This window comes from Streptomyces sp. NPDC087428 (assembly GCF_044744085.1).
In the GTDB taxonomy this organism is placed as follows: Bacteria; Actinomycetota; Actinomycetes; order Streptomycetales; family Streptomycetaceae; genus Streptomyces.
Window position 1 is genome coordinate 202,575 of sequence record NZ_JBIUXR010000016.1, and the last position, 22,402, is coordinate 224,976.

A 22,402-nucleotide genomic window follows, 5' to 3' on the forward strand; every position below is an offset into this window, starting at 1 on the left:
CGGACGGGACTTCTAGAACACGATCTGTCCCTCAACAGATGGGCATGGGGCTCGGACAGGAGTGCTCCAGCAGGAGCGCGGACGGGACACGGGCGGGGGAGTAGAGACGGAGCAGGCCGTAGCCGATGCCGGCGAGGCCCGTCAGCATTCCGGGAGAGGGCACCTGGTCGGGGGTGGCGCAGCGGTGCTGCTGCGCCTCGACGGTCGCGAGTACCCGGCCGGCGGTACGGGTCAGAGCGGCGGACGCCGTGGCGTCGCCCCGGTTGGCCAGGACCGACAGCGCCTCCAGGGCGCCGAAGGCACCGTGGCCCGCGCTGAGGTCGGGGCCGTCGCCGAGGGCGGCCAGCCGGGCGGCGAGGTCGCCGCGCCCCGGCAGATGCGCGGTGGCGGCGGCGATCCCGGGCAGACCGGTCGTCCACGACGGGCCGTGCGCGGCGGCGTCGGGCGTGGCGTTGGCCGAGCGCAGCAGCCCGGCCGCCACCTCCGGGTGTCCCTTTCCGTCCGCCCGGTGGTCCGCGTGGTGCCACAGCGCCCAGCCGATGCCCGCGACGCCCTCGGCGAACTCCGCGGTGCAACTGCTCTGGGCCACCGCGGCGGCCAGGGTGTCCGCCACCGCGTCGGCCAGTTCCAGGGCCCGCCGGGCGCCCGTCGCCTCGTGGGCGGCGACCGCCGCCGCCAGGGCGCCGGCGATACCGTCCGCGAACCCGGGGTCCGGGCAGGCCACCACCGCGTGTTCGAGTGCGGTGAGCGCGTCGGGCAGCGAGTCCGCCAGGTCGGCGTCGAGGAGAGCCGACAGCCGTACCAGGCCGTACAGGATGCCGCCGAGCCCGTTGTACGCTCCCGGTCCGACCGCGGCGCACAGTTCGGGGTCGGTGGCCAGCATCTTCAGCAGGGCCGGCAGCGGCCGTACCGCCTCGTGGGCGAGCGCCGTGTAGCGGTCGGCCCCCGCGAGCAGTCCGGCCTGGGCCAGGAAGAGCGCGACTCCGGTGTATCCCTGGGCGAGTCCGGCACCCATCGGGAGGACCGACCAGTGCTCGCCCGGCAGGCACTCCAGGCCGAGCCAGTTGGCCCGGCCGTCGGACCGCACGGCGCGGGCGGCGATCTCGTCGGCTATCCCGCAGGCCGCGGCGAGCAGCCGTGACGGCTCCGGCACCACGGCCGGCATGGGAGCCGGCACCAGCTCGGAGCGCGGCCTGACCAGCGGGGAGCCCGCCTCGCGTACGGCCAGCGCGGCCGAGACGATCCATTCCTGGTCCCGGCAGTCGACCTCGTCCATCCGGGCGACCTTGGCGCGGACCGCGCTCAGGCTCTCCACCGGCAGCAGGTCCGGCAGCCAGGTCCCACCGGCCGTCCGCACCCCCGTCCCGGACGGCCGGTGGACGAAGAGGGGGATGTCCCCGCGCCACAGGTCCTCGGTCTCGTGCTCCACCAGCCGGCCGCGCGCCGGGTCGTGCGCCGACTCGGTCCACAGCACCGCGAACGCGGCGTCCCGGGCGAGCGCGTCGCCGAGCAGCGCCGGGTGGGTGGACTCCTCCAGCAGGGTCGAGTACAGCCGGGTGGAGCGCACGATCAGCCGTGCCGGGCTCTCCGCGTGCCGCTCCAGCAGAGCGCCCGGCGCGGTGAGTTCCGCGCCGTGCGCGCGGATCGCGGCGTATGTGGTGCGGAAGCCGTCCAGCAGCGCGGCGCGGTGGTCGGCGCCCCGGAAGTGGTGCCCGTCGGGCAGCGGCTGGTTCTGTGCGGCCGGGCTGGTCACCGGACCCCGTACGACGCGCATGGTGTCCAGTCCGCTGTTCTCCCAGCGCAGGCCCTCGCTCGGGTACGTGCCTTCCTCGGTGCGGCCCAGGGCGGAGATGTCCAGTGCGCCGTGCTCACCGATCAGCAGATAGGGCAGCAGGCACGTCCGGTACACGGAAGCCTGGAGGGCGTCGGCGGCCGGGTCGGCCTCGGCCGTGGTGGCCTGCGGAAGCCCGGTGTGCAACAGGGTTTCGGCGTCTACGAGCACCGGCTGGCCACCGGAGGCGATGAGGTTCTCGTAGTGCATGTCCGCGCCGTCCACCGCGTACAGCAGAGCCAGCAGGGCGCCTTGACGCCGGTAGAAGGCGTCCGCCTCCGTCACCGAGCCGCACAAGCGGTGCTCGATGAACTCCAGCCAGCCGTGCTCCTGCCGCCGCACCGTGCGCGGGGTACGCAGCTCAAGGCCGTCGACCCGGCCGGTGAGCCAGCGGGTCAGGTCGTCCAGCAGGGCGTGCTGCCCCAGCGGACGCGGCTTGTACACCGCCCGTGAGCCGTCCGCGAACTCCAGCACCGCCACCGAGCGCCCACCGCGGTGGGCGTCGCCCCGGCCCAGTTCGATGCGGGTGAGCGGGCCCGGGTCGCGTCCGTCGAGGAGGACGGTCACCAGTTCCTCGCGGTCGGCGTGCAGCCGCAGGCCCAGTTCGGCGACCGCGTCGGCCGCGTCCAGTGCGGTCCGGCCCAGCATTCTGGCCAGCACCGGATAGGCGGTGAACAGCTTCCGCAGGCCGTCCGCGCTGCTGTTGGCGGCGAGGAAGGAGGCGAAACGATCGCGGGGCGTGGCCCCGGGGAGCCGTCCGGCGCGCCGGGCGCCGTCCAGTTCGCGGACAAGGGTGCGGGCCGCCTGGCGGGCCATCCGGCTCAGCAGCCATTGCTCGAACGCGGCGCGCAGCATGTTCCGTTCCGCTGCCGGAAGCGGCGCCAGCCGCCGGTCGAGGGTGTCGGAGGCCGGCACCACCAGCGGCGCCAGGACCGGTGCGAACACCTCGGGCCCGGTCGCGTCGCCACCCGGCTCCGGCTGTGCGGCGCCGTGGGCACGGTCCAGGGCCTCTTCGACGTATCCGGCCCAGCGCGGAGTGCCGGCGCGGTCCGCCAGATCTTCCGGCGCCTCGCCGGCGAGGGCCCACACGGCACGTTCGTCGAGACCGAGGTGGGCCAGCCGCGCCGCGAAGCCCGCTGTGTCCCCTACGGCCCATGGGGCACGGCCGGCCGTGGCGGTCACGGGTGACGCCACGGGGCGGCCGGGGGCGCCGACGCGCTCGGCGAGGGAGAGCGCGGGGGCCCACCAGGCGAGCGGCAGGTGCGCGCTTCGGAGCATCGTGGGTGCAGCTGATTCGGTCACAGGAGGAACGTCGCAGACACCGTATGACGCCTGCATGGGGGTGCATCCCTCATATTCTCCGACGGGCCCGCCGGAAGGTGGGGCTCCGCGCCGGCGAACCCGTGCGCACGCGGCCCGTGTTCCCGGCGGCGGCGGACGAACCCACAGGTCACGGCCCATGCCCCGGGCCCGTCCTCCACCTGGGCCGCCGGAACCCCCACCCCGGCTGACGCCGCCCGCACGGAGGGAGTCATGACCGGGCCGGCGGCAGCAGGCGTGGCTCCAGGCGTTCCTCCCGCACCCCGTCACCCTCGCGCGTCACCAGATAGGCGCCCTTGCCCGCCGACTCCGTGACCGCCTCCACGAGACGGGTGCCGTGGTAGACGAGCCCCACTCCGTCGTCGGTGCAGTGCGCCGTCCCCAGGGTGCCGTCCGCGACCAGCCGGTGGATCAGCGGACGGCGGCCGGGATCGGAGTCGTAATGGACACCGTTGCCGTACGGCAGGAAGCCGAGCGCGTCCACCACCGGCCGCAGATCCGGCCCGTACGAATCGGTCGCGCCGCCCTCGAACCAGCAGATCGATCCGGCGCTCACCCCGCTCAGCACGACCCCTGCCTGCCAGGCGCGCCGCAGCGCCCCGTCCAGGCCGTGCACCCGCCACACCGCCAGGAGATTCGCCACCGACCCGCCCATGACCCACACGACGTCGTGGTCGAGGAGCGTGCCTTCCACGTCGTCCACGTTCGGCATGGGGAACAGGTGCAGCGGCGTCAGATCGAATCCCGCCACCCTGGCCGCCTCGTGCATGCGCGCGGTGACGTGCTCCGCGTCCCCCACCGCCGTGCCCAGGTAGAGGATGCGCGGACGCCGGCCGTTCACCCCTGACAGATCGACCGCGTGGTGGACCAGGGAGTCGAAAAGCACCCGAGCACGGGCACCGACGCGATGCCCTCCGGAGGTGGCCAGGATGGTCGGCTGCGAGGCGGGCATGCGCGCGATCGTAACCCCTGCCGCGAACGGGTGACTGCCCAACGACGCCGGAGACCGTGTCATGACGCGGACGGTATCGGGCCGCCCGCCCTCCGCTGCGCCCCGCCCGTTCCGGCCGCACGTTGCGGGGAGCATCCGCCACAACGTGGGTGGTCGGCCCGCATCCGCCGCCGCCCGGCCTCCCGTGTACTGATGTCCGGCCGGCGGAATCCCGCAGCGGCACGGACCCTTCCGCACCGGCCCGTGGAGCGCCGTCCGACTCGATGCGTGACCAACTGGTGCCGTACGGCCGAGACAACAGGAGTGAAGGACATGCTGACCTCTCTGGGTATCGACTCCCTCGCACGGAGCGTCTATCTCGCCATGGTCGACCTGCCCGGCGCCGGAGTCAGCGAGTTGGCGGAGCAGTTGAAGGAGGCGGAGGACACGGTCCGGGAGCGGCTGGAGCGGCTGTCCGCCCTCCTGCTCGTGGTCCCCGGCGACACCGCCACCGGCTGGCAGCCGGTCGACCCCGGGGTGGGCCTGACAGCGATGCTCGCCCGGCAGCAGGACGAACTCGCCCTCCACCGGCTCCAGGTGGAGGACAGCCGGCTGGAGGTGACCAGGCTGCTGTCCGAGCACGCCCGCGGCGGCCGGGACAGCATGCCGGGCGTCGAGTGGCTGGCCGGTGCGGACGCCGTGTGGCGGCGCGTCGCGGAACTCGCCGAAGGGTGCGAGCAGGAGTGGCTGGCCGTCGGTCCCACCGAGCGGCTCGCCGTGCCCGCCGCCGAGTCCGCCCGGCCCATCGACGAGATCCTGCGCCGGCGCGGCACGGTGGCCCGCACCATCGTCCTGGAGAGCGTCCGCAACGATCCCGAGACGATGGGCCGGGTACGGGGGAACGACGACAGCATCGGTTCGATTCGTACGCTGCCGTCGCTGCCCGCGTGGATGATCCTCTGCGACCGCACCCACACCGTGGTGCCGGTCGTGAGCGCCCGGTCCGTCGCCGGCGCGATGGTGTGCGGCGTCGAGTCGGTCACCGAGGCGTTCGCCGCCCTGTTCAGCCGCCTCTGGAAGGAGGCGCTGCCGCTGACCGAGGCACGCCCGCGTACCCGTGGCGGTCTCTCCCTCCAGGAGCAGCACGTGCTCAGACTCTGGGCACAGGGGCTCACCGACGCCGCCGCCGCCCGCAGGATGGACGTCTCGCTGCGCACGGTGCGCCGGCTCTCCGAGAAGCTGACCGACCGCTTCGGTGCGCAGAGCCGCTTCCAGCTCGGCGCCCTGGCCATCGCCCAGGGCGGCATCCGGGTCGAGGACATGGTCTGACACGGTCCGTGCCCGACCGTACGCCCCCACCGCGGCCTTCGCGGTGAAGGCGTACGCCGTCATCCGGCCGGCGCGAACTGTGCGTTGATCGCCGCCATCATCAGGTCCGCGATGTTCTGCGCCAGTTCGGCGGGCGTCGGGTGGTCGAACACCGCCCGTACCGGTACGTCGACCCGCAACGCCTTCCGCAGCCGTGACGCGACCTGAGTGGCGAGCAGCGAATGGCCGCCCAGCTGGAAGAAGTTGTCGTGGACGCCGATGCGTTCGATGCCCAGGAGCTCCGCCCAGACGGCCGTGATGTGCCGTTCGACGGTGTTGCGCGGCGCCGTGTAGGACGTTCCGAGGTCCGGCCGCCTGCCGTCGGGGACCGGCAGTGCCGCCCGGTCCACCTTGCCGTTGGCGGTCAGCGGCAGCCGCACCAGCACCATGAACGCCGCCGGGACCATGTAGTCGGGCAGGTGGCGCCCGAGGTGCGCGTGCAGTTCCGTGATGCTCGGGGCGTCCGGTCCCGCGGCCACCAGGTAGGCCACCAGCCGCTTGTCGCCGGGTACATCCTCCCGGACGGTCACGGCGACCTCGCCGACACCGGGATGGGTGATCAGGTTGGCCTCCACCTCACCCAGTTCGATGCGGTTGCCGCGGATCTTGACCTGGTGGTCGATCCTGCGCAGGAACTCCAGCTGCCCGTCCGGCCGCCACCGGACCAGGTCGCCGGTGCGGTAGACCCGGCCGCCCACCTCCTCGTCCTCGAAGGGGACGAACCGCTCCCGCGTCAGATCGGGGCGCCCCAGGTATCCGCGCGCCACCTGTACGCCACCGACGAGGAGTTCACCGGGAACGCCGACCGGCTGCGGAGTGCCGTGCTGGTTCACCACGAAGCACCGGGTGTTGGCGACCGGCCGGCCGATCGGCGGAACGGTGTCCCCGGGGGCGCACACCGTGGAGGTGGCGACGACCGTGGACTCCGTGGGGCCGTAGTTGTTGACCACGCGGAACGGCAGCCGGGTGTGCGGTGGCAGCCGCAGCCGGTCGCCGCCGGTCAGTACGTAGTCGAGGGTGCTGTCCGGGCTCCAGTGGAGCGCCGACAGTGACTCCAGCATCGGTGTGGACAGGAACGTGGCGTGGACGCTCTGCTCGCTCAGCCAGTCGCGCAGCAGCTGCGGGGTGAGCCGGACCCTCTCGGTGGTGACGCAGCAGGTCGCACCCCGGGTGAGGCCGAGCCACAGCTCCCACGCCGCCGCGTCGAACGCGATCCCCGCGAGCAGCGCGATCCGCTGCCCCGGCTCGAGACCGTACTCGCTCGCCGTCCAGTGGACCAGGTTGATCACGCTGTGGTGCTCGACCTGGACACCCTTGGGCCGGCCGGTGGACCCGCTGGTGTAGATGAGGTAGGCCAGGTTGTGCGGGGCGGCGGCCGGCTCCGGGTCGGTGACCGGCTCGCCGTCCAGCGGGCCCCCTTCGGCGTCGCACGTGTCGAGCAGCAGCAGGGGGACGCCGGAGGGGATCCGGTCCGCGTGCGCGGCGTGGGTGAGGACGACCGGGGTCTGCGTGTCCCGCACCATGTACGCCAGCCGCTCGACGGGGTACTCCGGGTCCAGCGGCACGTACGCCGCCCCGGCCTTCAGCACCGCCAGCTCCGCCGTCACCAGATCGGCGCCGCGGCCCAGGCACACCGCCACCGGCATGTCCGGCCGGGCCCCGTACCGGGTTCGCAGGTGGTGGGCGAGCCGGTTGGCGCGCGCGTTCAGTTCGCCGTACGTCAGCGCGCCCTGCGGCCACTCGACGGCCACGGTGTCCGGCTGCCGGGCCGCCCGCTCCTCGAAGAGGCCGTGCAGGGTGGCCGTGTCCGGATACGCGGCGGCGGTGTCGTTCCACTCGACGAGTGACGTCCGCCGCTCGGCAGGGGGAAGCATGCACAGCTGCGACAGCCGGGCGGCGGGGGCGCCGGCCACCGCGGCCAGCAGCGTGCCCAAGTGGCCGGCCAGCCGGCCGACGGTGTCCCGCTCGAAGAGGTCGGTGCGGTACTCCAGGGTCCCGCGCAGGCCACCGGCCGGGCCTTCGGACATCATCAGACTCAGGTCGAACTTGGCATCCGGCAGCGTCACCACGAACGGCTCCACGTCCAGCCCCGGCAGGCTCCACGTGTGGCCGTCCGGCACGTTCTGCAGGGCGAACAGGATCTGGAACAGCGGGTTGCGCGACGGATCGCGGTCGGGCGCCAGCTCCTCCACCAGGCGCTCGAAGGGAAGATCCTGGTGGTCGTACGCGCCGAGCGCGGTGTCCCTGACCCGGTCGATGAGTTCGGTGAAGGCGGGGTCGCCGGACAGATCGGTGCGCATCACCAGGGTGTTGACGAAGAAGCCGATCAGATCCTCGGTCTCGGCCCGGTTGCGGCCGGCGATCGGGCTGCCGACCGCGATGTCGTCCTGCATGCTGTACTTCGCCAGAAGCACCTGGAACACCGCCAGGAGCACCATGTACAGGCTCGCGTCGTTCGCCGTCGCCGCCGCCCGCAGCCGCGTGGCGACCTCGGCCGGCACCTCGAACGACACGGTGGAGCCGCCCTCGGGCCGACCCGCCGGACGGCGGTGGTCGCTCGGCAGCTCCAGCGGCTCCAGCCCGGTGAGCCGGTCCCGCCAGTACGCCAGTTGTCCTTCCAGCACGTCACCGGTCAGCCGCTCCCGTTGCCACACGGAGAAGTCCGCGTACTGAATGGGTAGTTCGGGCAGACCGGTCGGCGCCATTGCCGACAACGCCGCCCGGTAGCCCTCGCGCAGCTCCCGCGCCATGACTCCCTCCGACCATCCGTCGGCGATGATGTGGTGCACCGTCAGCAGGAGGAACGCCTCGTTGTCGGTGAGCCGCACCTGGTGGGCGCGCAGCAGCGGACCCGTCGCCAGGTCGAACGGCCGGGCCGCCTCGGCCTCCGCGAACCGCCGTGCCGCCGCGTGCCGTTCCTCCGGATCGGCAACATGGCGCAGGTCGTGGACGGTTGCTCCCACCGGTGCCGGCGGGTCGATGAGCTGCCCCGGTTCGCCGTCCTCGGAGACGAACCGGGTCCGCAGGATTTCGTGCCGTGCCACCAGGGCGGTGAGTGCCGCGTCCAGCGCCGTCACATCCAGTACGCCACGGACGTGCAGCGCGAACGGTACGACGTACTCGGCGCGTCCCGGCTCCAGCTGATCCAGGAACCACAGCCTCTGCTGGGCGGAGCTCAGCGGCAGCGGACCGCCGGTCCGGGCGGCGGGCGTGATGCGATCCGCGCCGTCCGGGTCGAGCTCCGCCACGACGGCCGCCAGCGCGGCGACCGTCGGCGCCGCGAACAGGGCCCGTACCGGCACCTCCACGCCGAGCACCGTCCGCAGCCGCGAGGTGACCTGGGTGGCCAGCAGCGAGTGGCCTCCCAACTCGAAGAAGTTGTCGTCGACACCGGTGACGTCGGTGCCCAGCACCTCCGACCAGGCCGCTGCCACCGCGCGTTCGGCCGGTGTGCGCGGCGCGACGTCGTCCTCGTGCGAGCGGGGGCCGGGTGCGGGCAGCGCACGCCGGTCCACTTTGCCGTTCGGGGTGAGCGGCAGCCGGTCCAGCACCACGAAGGCGGACGGCACCATGGAGGCGGGCAGTTCGCGGCGCAGCCGGCCGCGCAGCTCCTCGACGGTCGGTGCCTGCCCGTCCGGTACGACGTACGCCACCAGGCGCTTGTCACCCGGGACGTCCTCGCGCAGGACGACGGTCGCGGCCGTGACGTCGGGGCCGGCCAGCAGCACCGACTCGATCTCGCCCGGTTCGATGCGGTGGCCCCGCAGCTTCACCTGGTCGTCGAGCCGTCCCAGGAACTCCAGCTGCCCGTCGGGCAGCCACCGCACCCTGTCCCCCGTGCGGTAGACCCGCCGGGGTGCGCCGTCGACGTCCACCGTGACGAACCGCTCCGCCGTCTGCTGCGGCAACCCCTGGTAGCCGCGTGCCAACCCGGCACCACCGACCAGGAGTTCGCCAGGGATACCGATCGGGAGCGGCTGGTCGTGCCGGTCCACCACGTAGACGACGGTGTTGCGCACCGGCCGGCCGATCGGCGGCACCGGTACCCCCGGTTCCACCTCTGCGGACGTCGTGACCACGGTCGATTCGGTCGGCCCGTAGTTGTTGACGACGCGGAACGGCAGCCGCAGCCCGGCCGGCAGCCGGAGTGAGTCACCGCCGGTGAGCACATAGGCCAGCGAGGTCGGCTCCGACCAGTCGAGTGCGGCCAGCGCCTCCAGCATGGGCGTGGAGAGGAACGTGCCGTGCACCCGCCGCTCGGCCAGCCAGCGCTGGAGCAGCTCCGGTGTGCGCCGCACCGTGTCGTCGGGGACGCACACGGTGGCACCGGATGCCAGCGCGGGCCACAGCTCCCACGCCGCCGCGTCGAAGCCGATACCGGCGAGATGGGCGACCCGGCGGCCCGACGCCGCGCCGAAGCTCTCCACCGTCCAGTGGATCAGGTTGACCAGGCTGCGGTGCTCGATCTGTACGCCCTTGGGGCGGCCGGTGGAGCCGCTGGTGTAGATCAGATAGGCCAGGTCGTGCGCGGTGGCGGCGGGCTCCGGGTCGTGCGCCGCCAGCTCCTGGATCCGCGGCCAGTCGCGGTCGGTGAGGAAGCGGTGGGGCGTGCGGGGCAGCCGGGCCGTGTGCGTGGAGTCGGTCACCACGTGCGCCGCTCCGGAGTCCTCGATCATGAACGCGAGACGGTCGGCCGGAAGCTCCGGGTCCAGAGGCAGGTACGCGGCACCCGACTTGAGCGCCGCGAGCAGTGCGGTGATCTGGTCGGGCCCGCGCTCCAGGAGGACGGCGACCACCCGGCCGGGCCCGGCGCCGAGTGACCGCAGGTGCCCGGCGAGCCGGTTGGCGCGCTCGTTCAGCTCCCGATACGTCAGCCCTCCGGTCTCCGACAGCACCGCCGCCGTTCCGGGCAGTCGCGCGGCGCGCTCCTCGACGAGCCGGTGCGCCGTCATGTCGGTGTCCGGGGAGAGGGACGCCACCCCGGACCACTCGGTCAGCACGCGCCGGCGCTCGGCACCGGCCAGCACCCCCAGCTCCGACAGCCGCTGTCCCCGGCCCGAGACCGCCGCTTCGAGCAGCGTGGTGAAGTGACCGGCCAGCCGCCTGGCCGTCGTGTGTTCGAACAGGTCCACGGCGAACACGAGGTTCCCGTCGAGCGAACCGTCGGACCGTTCGGTGAGGAACAGTGTCAGGTCGAACTTGGCCTCCTCCGCCCGTACCGCGAACGGCTCGACCTTGAGCCCCGGCAGCTCCCACGCGTTCCCGTCCGGTGTGTTCTGGAGTACGAACATGGTCTGGAACAGCGGGGTGCGCGACAGGTCCCGCTCCGGCGCCAGTTCCTCCACCAGCCGTTCGAACGGCAGATCCTGGTGGTCGTACGCGCCGAGCGCGGTGTCCCTGACCCGGTCGAGCAGGGCACCGAAGCTCGGATCGCCGGACAGGTCGGTGCGCATCACGAGGGTGTTCACGAAGAAGCCGATCAGCTCCTCCGTCTCGGCCCGGCCGCGGCCCGCGACGGGGCTGCCGACCGTGATGTCCTCCTGCCCGCTGTACTCCGCCATGAGCAGCTGGAACACCGCCAGCAGCGACATGAACAGGCTCGCGCCGTGCCCCGCCCCCATCCGCCGGGCCGCGTCGACCACGTCGGCGGGCACGGTGAATGCGACCGCGTCACCGCGGCCGGACCGCTCGGCCGGGCGGCGGTGGTCGGCCGGCAGCTCCAGCGGCTGGAGGCCGGCGAGCCGGTCGCGCCAGTACGCCACCTGTCCGTCCAGCGCCGGCCCGTCCAGAGCCTCACGCTGCCAGGCCGCGAAGTCCGCGTACTGGAGCTCCAGCGGTACGAGCTCCGCCTCACGGCCCGCGACCGCTGCCCCGTACAGCTCCCGTAGCTCCCGCGCCAGGACGCCCTCCGACCAGCCGTCGGAGACGATGTGGTGCAGGGCGATCAGCAGCAGCCACTCCTCCTCGGCGACACGCACCGCCACCGCCCGCAGCAGCGGCCCCGCCGCCAGGTCGAACGGCGTTCCCGCCGCCTCGTGAAGGATGGCGAGCGCCGCGTCGCCACCGAGGCCCCGTGCGTCGCGCACGTCCACGGACACTTCTCGCGGCGCTTCGACGATCTGGACCGGACGCCCCGTACCGTCCGCCACGAAGCGGGTCCGCAGGATCTCGTGCCGGGCCACCAGCGCCGTCAGAGCGGCTCCGAACACCTCCGGTGCGAAGCGGCCCGTGACCCGCAGCCCGGCCGGGACGACGTACTCCGCCCGTCCCGGATCCAACTGGTCCAGGAACCAGAGCCGTTGCTGGGCGAACGACAGCGGAAGCCGACCCGTCGACCGGTCCGCGCGCGTCATCGCCGTCACCGTGCCCGGGGTGAGCGCGTCGACGGCGGCCGCCAGCAGCGCCGGGGTCCGCGCCCCGAACAGGGTGCGGTGGGACACCTCCACGCCCAGGTCCCGGCGCAGCCGGGAGACGACCCGGGCGGCCAGCAGAGAGTGCCCGCCCAGCTCGAAGAAGTCGTCGTCGACGCCCACCGGGTCCACGCCCAGCAAGTCGGCCCAGATGCCGGTGACCGCCACCTGCGTCGGTGTGCCGGGCGCCGTGTACGCCACGGACAGCTCCGGGCGGTGGCCCTGCGGCGCGGGCAGCGCCTTGCGGTCCACCTTGCCGTTCGGCGTCAGGGGAAGCCGCTCCAACGTCACGTACCGGGCGGGCACCATGTGCTCCGGCAGATCCCGCGCCAGGGCCCGGCGCAGATCGGGCACCGCCGGACCGGCCTCGCCCGCCGGCACCAGGTACGCCACCAGGCGCTTGTCGCCCGGGACGTCCTCACGGACCACGACGGTCGCCGCCGCCACGCCCGGCCGGGCGAGCAGGGCGTTCTCGATCTCGCCCAACTCCACCCGGTGGCCGCGCAGTTTGACCTGGTCATCGATCCGGCCGAGGTAGACCAGCCGCCCGTCCGGCAGCCACTTCACCAGGTCCCCGGTGCGGTACACCCGGGCGTCCGGATCCGTCGAGAACGGGTGCGGCACGAACCGCTCCGCCGTCAGATCGGGCCGCCCCAGATAGCCGAGGGCCACGTTCACGCCGCCGATCAGCAACTCGCCCGGCACGCCGACCGGCTGGACCTCGCCGTGTGCGCCGACCACGAACACCTCGGTGTTGTCGATCGCACGGCCCATCGGCACGTGGTCCGCCGCCGGGTCCACCGACACCGTCCGGCTGACCACGTTGCCCACGGTCGCCTCGGTCGGCCCGTACTCGTTGACGACGGCGGTGTCGTCCGCTCCGCTCGCCAGCACCCGGTGCGTCAACGCCGGCGTCAGGTCCTCGCCGCCCGCCACCACCGTCGTGATGCGGTGCCGCACCCCGTCCCGCTCCAGCCGGGCGGTCAGCAGCTCCAGATGGGAGGGGGTCGCCTTCAGGAAGCTGACCCGCGCACCCGCCGCCACGAGATCCACGGCCGCGTCGAAGACCGTCTGCCCCGGACCGGGACTCGGGATCACCAGGCGCAGCCCCTGCAGCAGCGGCAGGAACAGCGCGGTGACCGTCAGGTCGAACGCCGCCGACGAGCACAGCAGCGAGCCGATCCCGGCACCGGGCGCGGCCGGGTAGTTGCGGTCGCACCAGTGCAGGTAGTTGACGACGCCCCGGTGCGCCACACGGACGCCCTTGGGACGGCCCGTCGAGCCCGAGGTGTAGATGACGTAGGCCAGGTCGCCGGGACCTGACTCGACTCCGGGGTCCGAGCCGTCGCCGTCCGGCCAACCGCCGTCGGTGAGCAGCAGTTCGGATCCCGCCTCGAACAGACCGGCGTGTGCGGACTCGGTGATCACCACGGGCGCCGCACTGTCACCGACCATGTAGCGCAGCCGCTCGGCCGGATAGGACGGGTCCAACGGCACATAAGCCGCACCGGACTTGAGTACCCCGAGCAGGGCACACACCAGATCCGGGCCGTGGTCCAGGCACACCGCGACCAGCGCGCCCGGTCCGACGCCCCGCTCGCGGAGGTGGCGCGCGAGCCTGTTCGCCCGCTCGTCCAGCGCGCGGTGGGTCAGCAGCCGCCCGCCGTGCTCCAGGGCGACCGCGTCCGGCTGCCGGGCGGCCCGCTCCCCGACCAGCCCGTGGACGGTCGACGTGTCCGGGAACGCGGACCTGCGGCCGTTCCACTCCGTGAGAATCCGTGTCCGCTCCGTCGCCGTCAGCATCTCCAGCGCGGCCTGCCGCGTCCGGGGCGCCTCGGCGGCGGACCGGGTGAGGACGACGAAGTGGCCGGCCAGGCGCTCCGCCGTGGCCCGGTCGAACAGATCCGTGCGGTAGCCCAGCACTCCGCGCAGCGCGTCCCCGTCGGCTGCGAGCTCCAGGACGACCTGCGCCCCGGGCGTGAGCACGTCCGGCGTCCCGCCCGCCGGGTGCCACGCGAACCGCGGGGCACCGTCCAGCGCACCGCCGGCCGCCTCCGCGAGCCGCGCGTACGGCAGGCCGCGGCGGGCTCGTACAGCCGTCGCGACGTGCGTCAGCGCGTCCTCGAACGGCGGGTCGCCGTCCGGGCCTCGTACGGCCCGCGCCTGTCCGTCGTCGTCCCGCACCACCACCGGGACATCACCCCGGCCCGCGTACCGTGCGAGCAGCGTCTGGAACACCGTCAGCAGGACCGTGGAAAGCTCCGTCCCCCGCTCGTGCGCCATCGCGGACAGCGCCTCTGCCGTCACGGCGGGTACGTCGAAGAGGATCCGGTCCGAGGGACCCGGCCCGTCGTCCGCCGGACGCCGGTCCGCCGGCAGCTCCAGGGGCTCCAGGCCCGCCAGCGCGTGCCGCCACTCCTCCACCTGGTGATCAGCCACCGTTCACTCCCCATCGTCAGCACGTTGTCAGCGGTACAAGCAGTTCGTGCGGTACAGGCGGCCACAGCACTTCCGAGGCGGCACCGTGACCACCGGCGCCCGAAGGATGTCCGCGGTGAGCACGTTAGGAGGCGTGCGCGGGCGCCCCCAGTGGGCACAAGTGACGCCGCGGAGGCTGGCCACAAGTGCCCAGTGCCGCGACGGAACGCCGCTGGCCACGATGGACGACGTCACTCGCCGACAGCCCGGACGCCCGAAGCCGGCTCCCGAAGCGCCGCCGAACGCTCCCCATGCGAAAGGGACGTGGGGGACTCGGCCGGGGCGGGGCCTGCCGCGGGTGACCGGCCCGATCGCAACGATCGCGGCCGCCTACGGTGTCGAGAGGAAAGCCGGTCGTGTACCTGCGTCACCAGCCCCCGGAGAGCCCGCCCCACGTGGTCCTGAGCACCATCCCCTCGGACGCGCACACCTGGAACCTGCTGTTCCTCCAGCTCATGCTGGAGGAACAGGGATGGGAGGTCACCAACCTCGGGGCCTGCGTCCCGGTCGACGTCCTGGTCACCGAGTCCGCCGCGCGGCTCCCCGGCCTCATCGTCGTGAGCACCGTCAACGGCCACGGTGCCGAGGAGGCCCCGGCCCTGGCCCGAGCGGTGCGTGCCGTGCCCGCCCTGGCCCGGGTACCGCTCGTCATCGGCGGCAAGCTCGACACCGAGGGGTCCACCGGCCCCGACGCCCATCCGGCGCTCACCGAGGCCGGCTTCGACGCTGTCCTGACCGGGCCGAACGCCGTACCGCGGCTGCTTGCCCTGCTCGACTCCCTGTCGCAGCGCGGGCAAGGAAGGGCCTACGCCGATGCCGCCCGCTGACCCCGCCGCCGGCAGCGCGACACCGCTCACCGGACCCGCCCCCGGTGGCGCCTTCCACCGCTTCATGGACGAGGCCGCACGCTCCGGCACGCTCGTCGTCCAGCCCCGCATGGGGTTCGCGGACCCCGCCAGGATGCGCGCCGGGCTGCTCGCCACCCGTGGCGCCGCCGCCACCACCGTCGGCACCCTCACCCTCGACAGCTTCACCCGTGTCGGGGACTACGCGGCCGCCGCCCGCGCCGTTGCCCACGGGTACCCGCTCAACGGCTACCCGCTCGTGAGCATGCCCGTCGCCACGACCACCGGGCTGCTCGACCGCGTCAGAGGCGAGGACTTCCCCGTCCAGGTACGGCACGGCTCCGCGCAGCCCGGCCGCATCGTCGAGGCACTGATCGACGCCGGACTCGACGCCACGGAGGGCGGGCCCGTCTCCTACTGCCTGCCCTACGGGCGCACCCCGCTGGCCACGTCCGTACAGGCGTGGCGCGAGGCGTGCCGCACGCTCGCCGCACTCCGGGCGTCCGGCGTCGAACCGCACCTGGAGAGTTTCGGCGGCTGCATGCTGGGCCAGCTCTGCCCGCCCTCGCTGCTCATCGCCCTCTCCGTACTGGAGGGAATGTTCTTCCGGCAGCACGGTCTGCGCAGCGTCTCCCTGAGCTACGCCCAGCAGACCAGCGCGGAGCAGGACGAGGAGGCTGTTCACGCTCTGCGCGCCCTGGCCGCCGTCCACCTCCCGGACACCTCCTGGCACGTGGTCGTCTACGCCTACATGGGGGTCTACCCGGAGACCAGGTCCGGCGCGCTGTCCCTCGTGTCGGACGCCGCCCGGCTCGCGGTGCGGACCGGAGCCGCGCGCCTCATCGTCAAGACGGCCGCCGAGGCCGCCCGCATTCCGTCGATCGACGAGAACGTCACGGCGCTGGAGACGGCCACGACCGCCGCGCACTCCGTGCGGCGCACCGCGCCACCGCCGTCCACCGGCATCGAGGAGGAGGCCCGTGCTCTCGTCGAGGCCGTCCTCGGGCTGCACGCCGACCTCGGCCAGGCGCTGATCCGGGCCTTCGCCCGTGGCTACCTCGACGTCCCCTTCTGCCTGCACCCCGACAACGCGGGCCGCACCCGCAGCGTCATCACCGAGCAGGGCCGGCTGGAGTGGTCCCGTACCGGATCGCTGCCGCTCGGCCCCACCACCACCGTGCACCGCTCCCGCCGCCTGACCTCGTCGGGGCTGATGGCCGCGCTGCATCACGTCAAGAACCGCTACGACGCTCCCGCCGCCTCGCTCGCGCGGGCGAGCTGACCACGCGTCACCCTCCCCCTCCCAAGGCCCCTTTCGGGCCGGTGAACCGTACGTCGACCGGACAAGGACCGACATGACACTCCAGATCGACCACCCCCTGGCGTTCGCCGCCGCTCCCGCCCTGCCCTCGCCGCTGGAACACCTGCGCGACCCGCGCACCAGGGCGGCCCTGCGCATCCAGCAGGCCCTGGTCGCGGGTGCCCGCGCCTATCTGCGTGCCGACGACGCGGTGGAAATGGCCCACCCGATCATCGGCCCCGTCACCGACCCCGGCTCGCGTGGCGCCAAGCAGGTCGACATCGACTTCTACGGACACAGCTACAAGCTGATGACCAGCGCCATCCTCTACAAGCAGGCGTCCCTGCTGGCGTACGACCGCATCTTCCTCGTCGCGCCCAACGTCCGTCTGGAACCCGTGGAGACTAGCACGACCCGCCGTCACCTCGCCGAGTTCCGGCAGATCGACGTCGAGTACGCGGGCGCTGACCGCGACGGCGCCATGGACATCGCCGAGGGTCTCGTCCGTCACGCGGTCACCACCGTCGCCGACGAGTGCGGCGCCGAACTGGCCGTACTGGACCGCGACCCCGAGACGCTGCGCCGGTTCGTCGCCCGGCCGTTCGCCCGCGTGCCGCACGGAGAGGTCGTCGAGCGGCTGCGCCGCGACGGCTACCCGCAGGCCGCCGGCACGGAGATCGAGTGGGAGGCGGAGGAGCGCATCTCCCGCCAGGCCGACGCCCCGTTCTTCGTCGTCGGCTACCCCAAGGGCTCTCGCGGCTTCTACGACAAGGAGAGCCCGGCCGAGCCCGGCACCCTGCTCAACTTCGACCTGATCGCACCCGAGTCCTGCGGTGAACTGTGCAGCGGCAGCGAGCGCGAGAGCGACTACGCCGCCCTGGTCACCCGGATGCGGGAGACCGGTGAGAACCCCGCCAAGTACGCCTGGTACCTCGACGTCGCCCGTCACGGCATCCCCCGGAGCGCGGGCTTCGGAATCGGGCTGGAACGCCTGACCCGCTGGGTCGCCGGCCTCGACTCCGTTTGGCAGGCCACCGCCTTCCCGAAGCTCGCGGGGGTCGTGTCCCCGTGACCTACCTGACCGCACCCGGCCTGCCGGAAGACGACATCCGCGCCCGTGCCCGCGACGGAGCCGCCGCCGTCTTCCCGCCGCTCGACAGCTACGGCACCGCCGTCTTCGGGGCAACCCGCGAACCGGGCGACGACATCGACACCCTGCGCCTGGCCCCGCCCGTCTTCATGCCCGGCCGCCTCGCCGAGCTCATCGACCTCGGCCGCGAACCCCTCTACTCCGACGTCCGCCTCACCACCGCCCTCGGCGGCTTCGACTCCCCGCTGCCGGTGTACGTGTCGGCCCTCGGCTCCACCCGCGTCGCCGGCACCAGCCTCGCCCTCAGCCGCCAGGCCGGACGCCTCGGCATCCCCATGGTCATCGGCGAGAACGTCGCCCCGATGAACGGCTTCCGCAGCAGCGGCGACGACCACCGCAAGGGACTGCTGGAACGCATCCTCGCCTACTGCGAGGAACTGCCCGACGGCGTCGGCGGACTCTGCGTCCAGCAGAGCACCGAGGACGCCGACTCCGAGGTCTGGAACCACGTCTACAGCGAACCCGCTGTTTCCGGACTCCTCGCCTCCGGCCGCCTCGGTTTCGAGATGAAGGTCGGTCAGGGCGCCAAGCCAGGCCTCGGCGGCCTCACCATGATCAGTGAGGCGGTCGCCGCCGACCTCGACGGCCAGTACGCCGTCGAACGCCTGACGGACGACGGAGCGGTCCTGCGCTGCTCCAGCCCCGGCACGTTCACCGACGAGATCTTCCGCCGCCAGATCCAGCTCATGCGCAACAACTACCCGCGCGCCCGCTGCTGGGTGAAGCTCTTCCCCGGCAGGGACGTCGGCGACGCGGCCGCCATCGCCTGGGAAGCGGGCGCCCACGCCGTCACCGTCGACGGAGCCGAGGGCGGCACCGGGTGGGCCCCCACCGGCTTTCTGGGCCATGTCGGACTGCCGCTGGCCGAGTGCCTGCGCCGCGTCGAACCCGCCGGCCGCACCCTGCTCGCCAGCGGACGCGTCTGGGACGGCATCCGTGCCGTGAAACTCCTCGCCCTGGGCGCCCGCGCCGTCGGCCTGGGCCGCGCCGCGCTCGTCGCCGCCGACGAGGACCCGGTACACGGACTCGAACGCCTCCTGGACGCCATGGCCCTGGAGATGCGCATGGCCGTCAGCTCCCTTGGCAGGTACGCGGCGGACGAGACCGGCCCCGAGGACCTGTGGAGGCCCGAGTCATGATCTACGAGCACACGTACGAGATGGTCACCGACGACCTCTTCGTCCGCCTGCCACGGATGGCGCCGGGTACCGAGGTCTTCCTCAAGATCGAGGGGCTCAACCCGGCCGGCTCCGTCAAGCTCAAGACGGCACTGAGCCTCGTCCAGGACGCCGAGCAGCGCGGTGTACTCACCCGCGGGGCCCGGATCATCGAGTCGTCCTCCGGAAACCTCGGCATCGCACTCAGCTCCATCTGCGCCACCAAGGGGTACCCCTTCACCTGCGTGGTCGACCCCAACACCAACGCGGCCAGCATCGACCACATGCGCGCACTCGGCGCCGAGGTCGTCGTCGTGGACACGGTCGACGCCAACGGCGGCTTCCTCCAGTCCCGCATCGCCCACATAAGGCGCCGCGTCGAGGCCGACCCCGCCATGGTGTGGCTCAACCAGTACGCCAACCCGGCGAACCCCCGCGCCCACTACGAGCAGACCGCGTGCGCCCTGCTCAAGGAGCTCCAGAAGATCGACTACCTGTTCGTCGGCGCGGGCTCCACCGGCACGTTCGTCGGCTGCTCCCGGTATCTGCGCGAGTTCTCCCCGGACACCCGGATCGTCGCCGTGGACGCCGTCGGCTCCATCATCTTCGGCGCCCCGCCAGGACGCCGCGTGATCCCCGGACTCGGTGCCAGCCGCGTCCCCGAGCTCTTCGAACCCGGTCTCGCCGACGACGTCGTGCTCGTCGCCGAGGAGGACGCGGTCCACGAGTGCCGGCTGCTCGCCCGCACGCACGGCCTGCTGGTCGGCGGTTCCACCGGATCCGTCCTGGCCGCGATCCGCCAGTACGCCGACGCGTTTCCCGCCGGCTCCCGCATCGCCGCGATCTCACCCGACCTGGGCGAGCGCTATCTCGGCACCGTCTACAACGACGCCTGGGTGGGAGAACACCTCGGCGTTCTCGCGTGACCACCGCCTCCGCCTCCGCCTCCGCGCCCCTCCCGCGAAAGGGAATGCCGATGTCTGCGTTTCATGTGATCGACGGTGCCGTCGCCCGAGACGTCATCACCTCCGCGCCGTCCGACATCGTGGAGATCGTGCGGGACACCTACCTCCGGCACAGCCGCGGCGACACCGTGAACCCCAACAGCTACTTCCTGCGCTTCCCCGAGAACCCCGGCGCCCGCATCATCGCCCTCCCCGCCCACCTGGGCGGCGACGCACCGGTCTCCGGCCTGAAGTGGATCGCCAGCTACCCGGAGAACGTGCGGCAGAACCTGCCCCGCGCCTCCGCGGTCCTGCTCCTCAACGACGCGGACACCGGCTACCCGTTCGCCTGCCTGGAGGCGTCGAGCATCAGCGCCGCCCGTACGGCAGCCTCCGCCGCACTCGCCGTGGAGACCCTGGCCCCCGACGACGCGCCCCGCACGGTGCTCTTCGTCGGCGCCGGCGTGATCGGGCGCACGGTCTCCGACTTCCTCGCGGCCCGCGGACTCAACGTCCGCGAGTGTCTCGTCCACGACCATGTGGACGCGTACGCCGAGAAGTTCGCCGGTTACGCGGCCGAGGCCCACGGGTGGCGGGCCAGGGCCGTCTCCGACGTCGACGCGGCCCTGGCCACCGCCGACCTGGTGGTCCTGGCGACCACGGCGCCGGCGCCGTGGCTGGCGGACGGCCAGCCCCTGCTGCCGGACCAGCTCATCCTGAACCTGTCCCTGCGGGACATCCACCCCACGGTCATGATCAAGTGCCACAACGTCCTCGACGACATCGACCACTGCCTCACCGCCCAGACCTCACCCCACCTCACCGAGACGGAGTACGGCAGCCGCGACTTCATCGACGGCACCCTCGCTGACGTCCTGCGCGGCAAGACCGTCCTCGACCGGGACCGCCCCACCATCTTCTCCCCGTTCGGTCTCGGCGTCCTCGACCTGGCGGTCGGCTGCCACATCTACCGGACCGCGCTGGAAAGCGGCCGCGCGACCGAAGTTCCAGGCTTCTTCCCGGAGCTGACGCGCTGGTGACCTGACCTGACCTGACCTGACCGCCGCACGCCGATGTCCTTCGCCCCGGCCCCGGGCGCCCTCCGCAGTACGCGGAGTGAGCCCGGGGCCGGGGCGTTCCGGCATGTGCGGCGAGCAGGACACGCACCCGGGTGCGCGGGGGAGCCCTGGCCACGGGACCGGTGGGCAAGCCGGCGGAGTGGTGAGGGAGGGCGGGCGGCCGGTGGCTGGCATCACCGCGTACGTGGGACGAGGCCAGAGGCCGTTGGAGCTGATGCGCCGGAGAAGCGGTGTTGTCGTGTCGGTGCCTGAGGCGCTCACACACGATGAGGGGGTTTGCCACACACGACGAGGGGGCCTGCCACATGCGGCAGGCCCCGAACCGAAGGCCGTCGGTCCCTGAGGAAGGGGCCTTCTGACGAAAAAGGCTCCTGACGAAAGGGCCCTTGACGCAACGGAAGCCGCCCCCCGCGGCAGCGGAGGGCGGCTTCTGGCTGAGTGATACCCGTCAGGCCGGCAGCAGCAGCGCCGACTCCCGGCCGAAGCCGGGCGTCACGGCCTCTCGCACCGCGGCGACCAGCACGGACAACTGCTCCTCGCCCTTGACCATCTCCATGTGGCGACCCGGCATCGGACGGATGTCCAGACCCGTCGAGTAGAGCGCGCGCCAGTGCGCGACGTACCGCGCCTGCGGCACCTCGTCGCCGCTGCCTTCGCGTACGGTCTCGCTGACGAACAGCGTCGCCGGCGCCGTCGAGCCCTCGGGCCGGTAGGCGGCGAGGGACTGCACCTCGGCCTCCAACACCGGATAGGGCAGCCACTCGTCGAGGGTGACCGCGGTCTCCTCGATGTTCATGTCCGGGGCCAGGCGCTTCATCTCCCCTTCGGTGCGGGCGCGTTGGGCACCGGTCTCACCCTGCCCCCGCTGCCACAGGGCGTTCACCCGGCGGTACACCTCCGCGTGCCGCTGGAACCGTTCCTGCTGGTCGTCCCCGGTCGTCGCCGGCTCCAACAGGAGTAGTGCTGCCACCCCCTGCGGGTCCCGCACCCCCATCGCGTGCGCGATCACAGCGCCGGTCGACCATCCCAGAATCGTGCACGGTCCCTCGGGCTGCACCCGGCGGATCTCCCGCCAGTAGCGTTCCGCGATGGCCTCGAAGCCGACCAGCGGCGACTCGCCCGCGTTCAGTCCCGGCGCCTGGATGCCGTACACGGTGAACGCCCCGGCCAGGCGCTGAGCGAGCGCCCGGTACGGATGCGTGCTCCCACCGCCGGGGTGTACGCAGAACAGCCGGGGCAGGGCGGGGTCGGCTTCGGCCGAGAGCAGTACGACCAGTCCGTCGGCCGCGGTCTCCTGGGTGTCCAGTACGGCGGCAAGCTCGGCCACCGTGGGATGCCGCATGATCTGCTGAACGGCGATCCGCAGGCCGGCCTCCCGGATCCGGGAGGTCACACGCACCGCACTGATGGACTGCCCGCCCAGCTCGAAGAAGTTGTCGTGGATGCCGATGGTGGTGATGCCGAGGATGTCTGTCCAGATGGTGGTGATGAGGTGTTCGGTGGTGGTGCGGGGGGCGGTGTAGGTGTGGTTGAGGTCGGGGCGGTGGTGGTTGGGTGTGGGGAGGGCTTTGGTGTCGATTTTGCCGTTG

The 22,402-nt window shown here is 72.7% G+C and carries 11 protein-coding genes; 7 read left to right on the plus strand and 4 right to left on the minus strand.

Annotated features, from left to right (window positions below; all coding sequences use genetic code 11):
* Positions 1–31: 31 nt before the first annotated feature.
* Together ACIO3R_RS31245 and ACIO3R_RS31250 are read right to left on the minus strand one after the other, a co-directional pair.
* A complete protein-coding gene (locus ACIO3R_RS31245) occupies positions 32–3,133 on the minus strand; it encodes a type 2 lanthipeptide synthetase LanM family protein (protein ID WP_402110345.1) in 3,102 nt (1,033 codons plus the stop codon).
* Positions 3,134–3,362: 229 nt separating this feature from the next.
* Positions 3,363–4,103, minus strand: coding sequence for a Type 1 glutamine amidotransferase-like domain-containing protein (locus ACIO3R_RS31250; protein ID WP_385031398.1), 741 nt, complete (start codon positions 4,101–4,103; stop codon positions 3,363–3,365).
* Between the two features lie 312 nt (positions 4,104–4,415).
* Between ACIO3R_RS31250 and ACIO3R_RS31255 the strand changes: the two genes are divergently transcribed.
* The gene (locus tag ACIO3R_RS31255) at positions 4,416–5,411 is read left to right on the plus strand and encodes a LuxR C-terminal-related transcriptional regulator (RefSeq protein WP_402110347.1); all 996 of its coding nucleotides are present in this window, start codon (positions 4,416–4,418) and stop codon (positions 5,409–5,411) included.
* Positions 5,412–5,470: 59 nt separating this feature from the next.
* Here ACIO3R_RS31255 and ACIO3R_RS31260 read toward each other — a convergent pair whose 3' ends face one another.
* Positions 5,471–14,299: an amino acid adenylation domain-containing protein gene (locus ACIO3R_RS31260; RefSeq protein WP_402110349.1), complete on the minus strand. Its 8,829-nt coding sequence runs from the start codon at positions 14,297–14,299 to the stop codon at positions 5,471–5,473.
* Positions 14,300–14,694: 395 nt separating this feature from the next.
* Between ACIO3R_RS31260 and ACIO3R_RS31265 the strand changes: the two genes are divergently transcribed.
* The 6 genes from ACIO3R_RS31265 (at position 14,695) to sbnB (ending at position 20,774) form a co-directional block, all read left to right on the plus strand.
* Positions 14,695–15,165 carry a cobalamin B12-binding domain-containing protein gene (locus tag ACIO3R_RS31265; protein WP_385031410.1) on the plus strand — a complete coding sequence of 157 codons (471 nt, stop codon included), beginning with the start codon at positions 14,695–14,697 and terminating at the stop codon, positions 15,163–15,165.
* Positions 15,152–16,465, plus strand: a complete 1,314-nt coding sequence (locus tag ACIO3R_RS31270) for a methylaspartate mutase (RefSeq protein WP_402110351.1) — start codon at positions 15,152–15,154, stop codon at positions 16,463–16,465. Before ACIO3R_RS31265 ends, ACIO3R_RS31270 begins: the two co-directional genes overlap by 14 nt.
* A gap of 73 nt (positions 16,466–16,538) precedes the next feature.
* Positions 16,539–17,555 (plus strand): asparagine synthetase A, encoded by a 1,017-nt coding sequence (locus ACIO3R_RS31275; protein ID WP_385031416.1) that lies wholly within the window; start codon positions 16,539–16,541, stop codon positions 17,553–17,555.
* A complete protein-coding gene (locus ACIO3R_RS31280) occupies positions 17,552–18,772 on the plus strand; it encodes a glutamate synthase-related protein (RefSeq protein ID WP_385031420.1) in 1,221 nt (406 codons plus the stop codon). Before ACIO3R_RS31275 ends, ACIO3R_RS31280 begins: the two co-directional genes overlap by 4 nt.
* Positions 18,769–19,716 (plus strand): 2,3-diaminopropionate biosynthesis protein SbnA, encoded by a 948-nt coding sequence (gene sbnA / locus ACIO3R_RS31285; RefSeq protein WP_385031423.1) that lies wholly within the window; start codon positions 18,769–18,771, stop codon positions 19,714–19,716. The genes ACIO3R_RS31280 and sbnA overlap by 4 nt, the downstream gene beginning before the upstream one ends.
* A gap of 50 nt (positions 19,717–19,766) precedes the next feature.
* On the plus strand, positions 19,767–20,774 hold the full coding sequence (sbnB, locus tag ACIO3R_RS31290) for a 2,3-diaminopropionate biosynthesis protein SbnB (RefSeq protein WP_402110354.1): 1,008 nt from the start codon (positions 19,767–19,769) through the stop codon (positions 20,772–20,774).
* 487 nt (positions 20,775–21,261) lie between these two features.
* Here the strand turns inward: sbnB and ACIO3R_RS31295 are convergent.
* Positions 21,262–22,402, minus strand: a 1,141-nt coding sequence (locus tag ACIO3R_RS31295) for an alpha/beta fold hydrolase (RefSeq protein WP_402110356.1), incomplete at its 5' end; no start/stop codon positions are given.

Coding starts and splice junctions, on each gene's coding strand:
- ACIO3R_RS31250 (WP_385031398.1), bottom strand. CDS start 4,103: ATGCCCGCCTCGCAGCCGACCATCCTGGCCACCTCCGGAGGGCATCGC.
- ACIO3R_RS31255 (WP_402110347.1), top strand. CDS start 4,416: ATGCTGACCTCTCTGGGTATCGACTCCCTCGCACGGAGCGTCTATCTC.
- ACIO3R_RS31270 (WP_402110351.1), top strand. CDS start 15,152: ATGCCGCCCGCTGACCCCGCCGCCGGCAGCGCGACACCGCTCACCGGA.
- ACIO3R_RS31275 (WP_385031416.1), top strand. CDS start 16,539: ATGACACTCCAGATCGACCACCCCCTGGCGTTCGCCGCCGCTCCCGCC.
- sbnA (WP_385031423.1), top strand. CDS start 18,769: ATGATCTACGAGCACACGTACGAGATGGTCACCGACGACCTCTTCGTC.
- sbnB (WP_402110354.1), top strand. CDS start 19,767: ATGTCTGCGTTTCATGTGATCGACGGTGCCGTCGCCCGAGACGTCATC.